7 protein-coding genes and 1 other RNA gene are annotated in these 9,537 nt (G+C 49.7%); all 8 read right to left on the reverse strand.

Annotated elements, in window-relative coordinates; all coding sequences use genetic code 11:
• On the reverse strand, positions 1 to 394 hold a 394-nt coding region (locus FDX01_RS16990), incomplete at its 3' end, for an enamine/imine deaminase (protein ID WP_096755567.1).
• A gap of 13 nt (positions 395 to 407) precedes the next feature.
• Positions 408 to 2,702 carry a 2-ketobutyrate formate-lyase/pyruvate formate-lyase gene (tdcE, locus tag FDX01_RS16995; RefSeq protein WP_096755566.1) on the reverse strand — a complete coding sequence of 765 codons (2,295 nt, stop codon included), beginning with the start codon at positions 2,700 to 2,702 and terminating at the stop codon, positions 408 to 410.
• Positions 2,703 to 2,730: 28 nt separating this feature from the next.
• On the reverse strand, positions 2,731 to 3,939 hold the full coding sequence (gene tdcD / locus FDX01_RS17000) for a propionate kinase (protein ID WP_096755565.1): 1,209 nt from the start codon (positions 3,937 to 3,939) through the stop codon (positions 2,731 to 2,733).
• A gap of 31 nt (positions 3,940 to 3,970) precedes the next feature.
• On the reverse strand, positions 3,971 to 5,302 hold the full coding sequence (gene tdcC / locus FDX01_RS17005) for a threonine/serine transporter TdcC (protein WP_096755564.1): 1,332 nt from the start codon (positions 5,300 to 5,302) through the stop codon (positions 3,971 to 3,973).
• A gap of 22 nt (positions 5,303 to 5,324) precedes the next feature.
• Positions 5,325 to 6,314 (reverse strand): bifunctional threonine ammonia-lyase/L-serine ammonia-lyase TdcB, encoded by a 990-nt coding sequence (gene tdcB / locus FDX01_RS17010; protein ID WP_096755563.1) that lies wholly within the window; start codon positions 6,312 to 6,314, stop codon positions 5,325 to 5,327.
• 98 nt (positions 6,315 to 6,412) lie between these two features.
• Positions 6,413 to 7,351 (reverse strand): transcriptional regulator TdcA, encoded by a 939-nt coding sequence (gene tdcA / locus FDX01_RS17015; RefSeq protein WP_096755562.1) that lies wholly within the window; start codon positions 7,349 to 7,351, stop codon positions 6,413 to 6,415.
• 899 nt (positions 7,352 to 8,250) lie between these two features.
• Positions 8,251 to 8,627: RNase P RNA component class A (gene rnpB / locus FDX01_RS17020), an RNA gene on the reverse strand.
• Positions 8,628 to 8,659: 32 nt separating this feature from the next.
• On the reverse strand, positions 8,660 to 9,537 hold an 878-nt coding region (locus FDX01_RS17025; RefSeq protein ID WP_249361005.1), incomplete at its 5' end, for a glycerate kinase.

A 9,537-nucleotide genomic window follows, 5' to 3' on the forward strand; every position in this document is an offset into this window, starting at 1 on the left:
ACACCGTGTCGCCGCGTACGGCGATGGCTTCAATCTCCAGCTTCACATCCTTCGGCAAGCGAGCAACCTGCACACAGCTGCGTGCCGGATAGATAGCCTCGTGCTCATCAAAGAACTGCTGATACACCTGATTAATGGTGGCGAAGTCGTTCAGATCGGCCACGAAAACGGTGGTCTTCACGATATCGTTCACTTTCAAACCGGCGGACTCAACGATCGCTTTCACGTTTTCCAGACTCTGACGCGCCTGATCGGTCACGTGTTCGGCAACTTCACCGGTCTGCGGACATACCGGGATTTGACCTGAGGTCAACACCATGCTGCCCAGATCCACGCCCTGTACGTAAGGCCCAATCGCCCCTGGCGCACAGTCGGTTGCAATAACTTTTCTCATAACCCCTCCGGCGTTAAAGCGCCTGGGTGAAAGTACGTGAAATAACGTCCTGCTGCTGTTCGCGGGTCAGCGCGTTAAAGCGCACCGCATAGCCAGACACGCGGATCGTCAGGTTCGGATAGTTTTCCGGGTGCTCAATAGCATCCATCAGCATTTCGCGGTTCATGACGTTGACGTTCAGGTGCTGACCGCCTTCGACATGCGCTTCATGATGGAAATAACCGTCCAGCAGACCGACCAGGTTGGTTTTACGCACGCTATCTTCTTTGCCCAGTGCAGCCGGCACAATCGAGAAGGTGTACGAGATACCATCTTTGGCATAGGTAAACGGCAGTTTAGCCACCGAGGTCAACGAGGCGACGGCACCTTTGCGATCGCGGCCGTGCATCGGGTTCGCACCTGGCGCAAACGGCGTACCTGCGCGACGCCCGTCCGGGGTATTCCCGGTTTTCTGGCCGTACACCACGTTAGAGGTGATGGTCAGAATGGACTGCGTCGGCACCGCGTTGCGATAGGTTGGCAACACTTTAATTTTCTTCATAAAGCGTTCAACCAGGTCGCAGGCAATGCTGTCTACGCGCTCATCGTTGTTACCGTACTGCGGATAGTCACCTTCAATTTCGAAGTCGACCGCCAGGCCGTTTTCATCACGGATCGGTTTGACGCGAGCGTACTTGATAGCCGACAGGGAGTCCGCAGCAACGGACAGACCCGCCATACCGCATGCCATGGTGCGATAAACATCACGATCGTGCAGCGCCATCAGCGAGGCTTCGTAGCTGTACTTGTCGTGCATATAGTGAATGATGTTCAGCGCACTGATGTACTGCACGGCCAGCCAGTCCATAAAGTGGTCCAGGCTCTCCATCACCGTGTCGTAATCCAGCACGTCATCCATCAGCGGCGCAGTTTTCGGCCCGACCTGGATTTTCAGCTTCTCATCCACACCGCCGTTGATTGCGTACAGCAATGTTTTGGCGAGGTTGGCACGCGCACCAAAGAACTGCATTTGTTTGCCGATGACCATCGGGCTGACGCAGCAGGCAATGGCATAGTCATCGCTTTCAAAGTCAGCGCGCATCAGATCGTCATTTTCATACTGTAAAGACGACGTGACGATAGACACCTGTGCGGCATATTTTTTGAAGGCAATCGGTAAGCCTTCAGACCACAGCACCGTCAGGTTCGGCTCAGGTGCCGGTCCCATGGTGTGCAGCGTATGCAGGTAGCGGAACGAGTTTTTGGTGACCAGCGTGCGGCCGTCCAGCCCCATCCCACCAATAACTTCGGTCGCCCAGATAGGATCGCCGGAGAACAGGGTGTCGAATTCCGGGGTACGCAGGAAGCGCACCATGCGGATCTTCATGATGAAGTGGTCGATCAACTCCTGCGCCTGCTGCTCGTTTAAGATACCGGCTTTGAAGTCGCGCTCAATGTAAATGTCGAGGAACGATGCAGTACGGCCCAGCGACATCGCGCCGCCGTTCTGCGATTTCACCGCGGCCAGATAAGCAAAATACACCCACTGTACGGCTTCCTGTGCGTTACGCGCCGGACGGGAAATATCGCAACCGTACTTCGCCGCCATTTCCTGCATTTGCAGCAGCGCACGACGGTGCTCAGACAGCTCTTCACGCAGGCGAATCGTCGCCTCCAGATTCTGCCCCCACTCCAGATTCGACTGGAGATCGGCAAACTGCTGCTCGCGTTCACGCACCAGGTAGCGAATACCGTACAACGCAACACGGCGGTAATCGCCAATGATACGACCACGGCCATAGCCATCCGGCAGACCGGTTAATACGCCGGACTTACGGCAGCGCAGCATATCCGGGGAATACGCGTCGAACACGCCCTGGTTATGGGTTTTACGCAGTTCGGTATACTGGTACTCAAAATCAGCATCCATTTCACGACCGTAAGCATCAAAAGAGCTTTTGATCATGTTGATGCCGCCGAACGGATGCAGCGCACGCTTCAGCGGCTTATCCGTTTGCAGACCGACGATCTTTTCCAGTTCTTGTTCAATATAACCGGCATCGTGCGCGGTGATCGTAGTGGCAATATTGGTATCGAAATCTACCGGCGCATGCGTCGAGTTTTCAATACGGATGCCCGCCATGACTTTTTCCCACAATGCGGTGGTTGCCGGCGTCGCTTCGGCGAGGAAAGATTCATCCCCTTCATAAGGCGTGTAGTTATGCTGAATAAAATCACGGACATTAATTTCTTCTTTCCAGTCCGTACCTTTAAAGCCAAGCCACGCGTCGGCATACAGCATATCGCTGGTATCGATATTTACCTTCATGAAAAATAATCTCTCTACAGAAAATTAATTATGCAAATTCTACTGGTGTGTTAATTCTGCCTAAATGAATGGCATCACGAGCAATCATTTTCTCTTCATTCGTCGGAATAACTGCACAAATAACTCGAGCATCATTAGCAGAGATAATTCTCTCGCCATGAGAATTTGGCAGACTATTCATTTCGCTGTCGATATTCACACCTAATACGGCCAGATGTTCAATCACCAGACGGCGAATTAAGACTGAGTTTTCACCAATGCCGCCGGTGAAAATAATCCCATCAAGACGATGTAACGATGCAGCATGTCCGGCGATATGGCGTGCAATACGATGCACAAAGGTTTTAATCGCCAGCTGCGCACGCTCGTGTCCTTCGTGCCAGGCTTTTTCCAGCGTACGTAAGTCAGAGGACAAACCGGAAATACCCAGCAGGCCAGACTCTTTATTAACGACACGCTCAAGGTCGCTCAGCGTCTGATTGGTTTCACTGGCGATCCACGCCATTGCGCCAAAGTCCACATCACCGCTACGCGTGCCCATCATCAGTCCTTCCAGCGGCGTCATACCCATTGAGGTATCCACGCTTTGTCCGTTACGGACCGCACAGATGGACGCGCCGTTACCCAGGTGCGCGACAACCAGGCCAGAATCATCATCCTGGAGGTCGAGAAGCTCGTGCGCTCTCTGAGAAACATAGCGGTGCGACGTGCCGTGGAAGCCATAACGACGAACACCCAGCTCCTCGTAATATTTCCACGGTAAACCGTACAGATAGGCTTCAGGTGCCATCGTCTGGTGGAAGCTGGTATCAAATACCGCCACCTGCTGTACACCTGGGAAAAGATGCTGTGCGGATTCAATCCCGCTCAGGTTCGCATAATTATGTAATGGTGCTAAAGGAGATACCCGACGAATATTATCGATAACGTCATCTGTAATTATCGCTGATTCCGTAAAGATACTTCCACCGTGGGCAATGCGGTGGCCAATTAAGGCCACGCTGTCCATTAAATTACGTTGTTCCAGTTCAGCGGCAATAGCCTTTAATGCGTCTTCGTAGCTGTGGTGAGCCAGCTTAGCCGGCTCCCCACCATTAATTGCTATGAACGCATTTTCAGAGTTAATACCGTCTGCAATTCCCGCCATTAAAACATCACAGTTGGCTGCATCCAGCACTGAGAATTTAATGGAAGATGAACCGCAATTAATAACCAGTACTACCGGAAACTCATTCATTTCACTACTCCGCTCATCCTGAGCTTAAGGATTAAAACAGTTTGTAGACGATGTTCAGGATAGTCAGCAGACCAATCGCAGTAACAAACACGTTATCCAGACGGCCACGGTATTTCGCCAGAGACGGCGCTTTACGGATGGCATACATCGGCAGCAAGCAGAGCAGTGAGGCGATAATTGGCGCACCCATCGCTTCAATCAGGTCCAGGATATTCGGGTTGGCGTAAGCCACAACCCAGGTGGAACCCATGATGAAGACCATGCTGATGATATTAAGTTTGCCAACGGAGACTTTGGTCTTATCACCCTTATAACCAAACTTCAGGACCAGACCGTTCAGACCTTCCAGCGTGCCCAGATAGTGGCCGAAGAAAGATTTGAAGATAGCGACCAGTGCGATGATAGAAGCACCGTATTCCAGAACGGTCGCGAAGGTCGACTTGGTGCCGGACAGTGAAGCAAAGTGGTTCGCCAGGTATGACAGTACCGGAATGTTCTGCGCTTTGGCTTCGGCCATATTTGCCGGAGACAGCGTGAACAGGCAGCTAAAGGCGAAGAACATGACCACTGCAACCATCAGCATACTGGCGCGGGAGATGATCTTGGAACATTTCTGCTCGGTAAATTCGCGGCCATAATCTTTTTCATACTCTTCGCGTTTAGACACCACGAAAGAGGAAACAATTGGCGAGAAGTTGAAGGAGAACACCATGATGGAAATACCCAGCCATACGGTGACCAGAATACCGTCATGCCCGGTCAACGCTATATTGCTGAGATCCACCTGCTGGATAACCGCTGAGTTCCAGTAAGGGATCAGGGACAGAGAGATAAGTACCAGGCTGGCAATGAATGGCCATACCAGGAAGCTCATCACTTTAACCATCAGATCTTTACCGAAGTAGATGACGAATGCCATCAACAGCAGCAGGAACAGCGCGACGAAGCCACGATTAAGCGCTGGCATCTGCAACTGGTTTTCCCAGAAGGTCATAAAGGTGTTGGTAATGGTGACGCCATAAATCCACAGCAGTGGGCAAATCGCAAAGAAGTAGAGGAACGTGATGACCACGCCGCCCGTTTTACCAAAATGCTCTTCAACCGTTTCTGTGATGTTGCCGGAAGGGTTAGAACCGGAAAGACACAGGCGCGCCAGTGCACGGTGGCAATAGAACGCGATGGGGTACGCTAACACCAGCATTAACAGAATGGGGATCAGCCCGCCAAAGCCTGCGCGGATAGGGAAGAACAACACCCCGGCGCCGATGGCTGTACCAAATAAACCCAGTGTCCAGGTGGTGTCCGATTTGCGCCAGGACGATTGTTTTGTCTGGCTGGATACAATGCTATCAGTAGTACTCATATCCTATCCTCAACGAAATATATTAAGCGTCAACTAAACCAGTAATTTGGGATACACGAGAAAGGTCGATATTACCGCCAGAAATAATGCTGACTGTTTTTCTATTCTGGATGTAGCTATCTAATTTCCCGCTTAATAATGCAGCACATGCCAGCGCACCTGCACCTTCTGTCACAACTTTATTTCGCTGAATTAATGCCACCATACTGTTGCGAATTTCATCTTCGCTGACCAGGACAATGTCATCCACTAACTCACGAACGATTTCATAGGTCAAAGTACCCGGGCGGGAGACGTCACAACCATCCGCCAGGGTGCCGGTCGTTCGGTGTGTGGTTATTTCTCCAGCGTGGAAAGAAGCCGCCATGCCGTGAACGTTTTCAGACTGTACGCCAATAATTTTTATGGTCGGGTTGATGGATTTAATGGCTATCGCAATACCGGCAATCAGTCCGCCGCCACCAATTGGCACAATCACGTTATCGACATCATACAGATCTTCCAGAATTTCCAGACCGATAGTCCCCTGGCCGGCAATCACTTTCGGATCATCATAAGGCGGAATAAAGATGCGGCCTTCAGTTTCAACAATCTCGCTCACTTTAGCGATCGTGTCGTTGAAGTTGTCACCGTGCAGCACAACTTCTGCGGAGTAGTCGCAGGTAGCAGCCACTTTAGACTTCGGTGCGCCTTTTGGCATCACCACTTTGCCGTCAATACCGAGCATCGCACAAGAGAGGGAAACCCCTTGCGCATGGTTACCTGCAGAGCAGGCCACCACGCCTTTACATCTTTCCGCTTCAGTTAAAGAACTGAGCTTGTTAAAGGCGCCGCGAATTTTAAATGAACCAGTACGCTGCATGTTCTCAAACTTAAGGAAAATTTCCCCTTTGCAACGTTCACTAAAATAGTTAGAGCGAGGCATTCCCGTTTTATAAATTTTCCCCGCCAGTCTTTTTTTCGCTTCGAGGATATCTTCAATTGCAACTGGGAGATCGTATGTAATGTGCATTAGAACCTCTTACCTGGGTATTAAAGTAAATAGATAGCCGTGACCAACGTCTGATATAGACCGATGGCATTAATTCCGTATTAAATCGAGTTTAATCTTTAATCAACTTCAATTAATTGCTTTCGTCGCTGGCAATTATATGATGAATATTCTTTGGCTAATTCCACCAAAATTGATGCTGCTTTTTTAATTCGATAATTTTTAGACCAGACGGCGGCGTAACGCGCGACCGGTAAGGCCTCTTCTACCGGAATAGTAATAAACTGGTTTGAACCAAATGGAGTGGTCATATCGCAGGGAATTACTGTTAAGAAATCAGCATTGAGAACAAGATTATAAATTGTGACGACCGAGTCTGTTTTAACGATGTTTTCACTGCTGATGCCATTTTTTTGTAACGTAGTAAGAAGCTCGCTGTAGTAACCCATATTCGTTTGCGGCAACACCCACTGTTCATTTTGCAATGCGCTCAGCGTAGTGATGCCGGTGCGTGTTCGGGACTTACTGGCAACCAGAACAAACTCTGACTCGAACAGCGGCTCCACATGCAGGTCGTGCAATTTCATCTCATCGCTTAACGTGCCGATTGCAAAGTCCAGACGCCCATCACGAACCGCTGGTAAGAAAGAGGAAAGCTGGGCTTCATACATGGAAACCTGCGCGTTCGGGAACACCTCTTTAAACTTCTTAATCATGCCGGACATGATGGTAAAGGCGATCAGTGAGGGGAAACCGAACGACACATCAACAACCGCATTGCTCGTCATGCTATTCATCTCATCAACCATGTTTTTCATTTCACGGGTAATAGATTCAGACCATGAGAGCATCACCTGACCGGCTTGGGTCAATGTGACGCCTGTATTTTTACGCACCACCAACTCAATACCAAAATAAGCCTCAACATCATTAATGATTTTGCTTACTGCGGGTTGAGTTAAACCTAATTCTTTTGCAGCTGAGCCGATAGAACCACTTCTAATGACTTCCTGAAAGACCACTAAGTGCTGTGTTTTAGGGAGAGAAATAGTATTCATATCGGCCTGCTCTAATTACTTTGTTGACGGCAGGAAGTGTACCAAATTAAACGTTCACGGATATGTGCGACCACTCACAAATCCCCTTCACTTACATTTTGCAAGATTATTATAAACCAATAAAATCGTTATTTATCAATATAATGAAGAAAAACGATCTCACTTTAACCTGACTTTAATCAAAAAAAGATGGGGGGATAACGAAAATTTATGGCGATAACACATGCACGTTAACGGTTATTTAACCGACGGTTGAAAGATGATAATTCAAGCAATTACAGAGTAATTATCGGTCGGGATAACGTTTAAATTTAATGAGCAATTTATCAAATAAAATTATAATTTAATTATTATCGTGGTTAAATAACGCCATGCATCACACTATTTTGCCTTATTTGTTTATAAAGAAACATTGCGCTTATCATTATTCAAAACAAAATAAACAATAAATTATCAAATGCAACAATAAATTAACGCTGGATTTTGATGCTTTCACAGCAAGTAATTTTGTGATTTCGATCGATTACGTGTGTTTTTTCTATAGCGAAACGTATCGATAAGCGTTTTGTGTTAGCTGTCACAAAACTGGGAATTTTCAGCAACCCCTTTGCCGCTGAAAAAGACGTTTTCGAATAAATAACGGGAAAATAAAAATGAGATTTACCGCAAATTTGCCGGATGGCGGTGCAAGCACCTTATCCGGCCTACAAAAAAATCGGGACCAGTAGGCATAAAAAACACGCCATAAAAGCAAAAACCCTCGCCATTTCTGAAGAGGATTTCCTTAATAGTTGACGCTGACCGATAAGCCGCGTTCTTTTGAGCATAGCGTCGTGGACAGCCATTCATCTTGTTGCCTGCCGTAAAGCAAAAACCCCGCCGAAGCGGGGTTCTATAAAGAGTGAAGCTGACCGATAAGCCGGGTTCTGTCGTGGACAGTCATTCATCTAGGCCAGCAATCGCTCACTGGCTCAAGCAGCCTACCCGGGTTCAGTACGGGCCGTACCTTGTGAACCCCTATTTGGCCTTGCTCCGGGTGGAGTTTACCGTGCCACGGACTGTTACCAGCCGCGCGGTGCGCTCTTACCGCACCCTTTCACCCTTACCTGATCCCACTTGCGTGGGCCATCGGCGGTTTGCTCTCTGTTGCACTGGTCGTGGGTTTCCCCCCCAGGCGTTACCTGGCACCCTGCCCTATGGAGCCCGGACTTTCCTCCCCTCCGCCCGTCTCCCCCGAAGAGGACGACGACGAAGCGGCGACTGTCTGGTCAGCTTCGGCGCGAAGTATAGAGGGTTTGCGGGCCAATGTCACCCCGCACTGCGCATTCCTATCGCCAGCGTAGCGGCGATGTTTCTGGATGACCGATAAATATTATCAAATGCTCCCCGGAAGGCCTCTTCCAGCGTACCTATGCTGGTCAATACGCTAAACACGGCATCGATACCATATTGATGCACCACGCCCACATCGCGTGTCAGGCTGCCCGCAATACCGATCACCGGCTTGTGGTATTTCTTCGCCACACTTGCCACGCCGACAGGCACTTTGCCGTGAATACTCTGGCTGTCGAGGCGTCCTTCACCGGTAACCACCAGCGTACAGTCGTGAATATGCTCTTCCAGATTCAGCGCCTGGGTCACAATCTCTATCCCGCTACGCAGTTCTGCACCTAAAAATGCCATTAATGCCGCCCCCATACCGCCAGCGGCTCCGGCTCCGGGCACATTTTTCACATCAACGCGCAACGATTTTTTTATGATGTCGGCAAAGTGAGACAAATTACGATCCAGCTCGATAATGCGTTCTTCAGTCGCGCCCTTCTGCGGACCAAAAATGCGGGATGCACCGTTTTCGCCGGTCAATGGATTCGTCACATCACAGGCAACACGAATCGAACAGGTTTTTAAGCGCGGGTCCAGACCCGAGATATCAATGGTATTAAGGCTATTCAGGCAACCGCCGCCATAGCCAATGTCAGTACCGTTGGCGTCACAGAGTTTTGCCCCCAGCGCCTGTACCATACCCGCACCACCGTCGTTGGTCGCACTGCCACCAATACCAATAATGATATTTTGCGCGCCGCTTTCCAGCGCCTTGAGAATCAACTCCCCGGTACCACGCGACGTGGTGACTAAGGGGTTGCGTTTTTCTGGAGGGACCAGCGCCAGCCCACTGGCTGCCGCCA

Source organism: Citrobacter sp. wls613 (assembly GCF_005281195.1).
Taxonomy (GTDB): domain Bacteria; phylum Pseudomonadota; class Gammaproteobacteria; order Enterobacterales; family Enterobacteriaceae; genus Citrobacter; species Citrobacter gillenii.

Excerpts from the sequence above, each read along its gene's own strand:
- tdcE (WP_096755566.1), bottom strand. The coding sequence starts at position 2,702 with ATGAAGGTAAATATCGATACCAGCGATATGCTGTATGCCGACGCGTGG.
- tdcD (WP_096755565.1), bottom strand. The coding sequence starts at position 3,939 with ATGAATGAGTTTCCGGTAGTACTGGTTATTAATTGCGGTTCATCTTCC.
- tdcC (WP_096755564.1), bottom strand. The coding sequence starts at position 5,302 with ATGAGTACTACTGATAGCATTGTATCCAGCCAGACAAAACAATCGTCC.
- tdcB (WP_096755563.1), bottom strand. The coding sequence starts at position 6,314 with ATGCACATTACATACGATCTCCCAGTTGCAATTGAAGATATCCTCGAA.
- tdcA (WP_096755562.1), bottom strand. The coding sequence starts at position 7,351 with ATGAATACTATTTCTCTCCCTAAAACACAGCACTTAGTGGTCTTTCAG.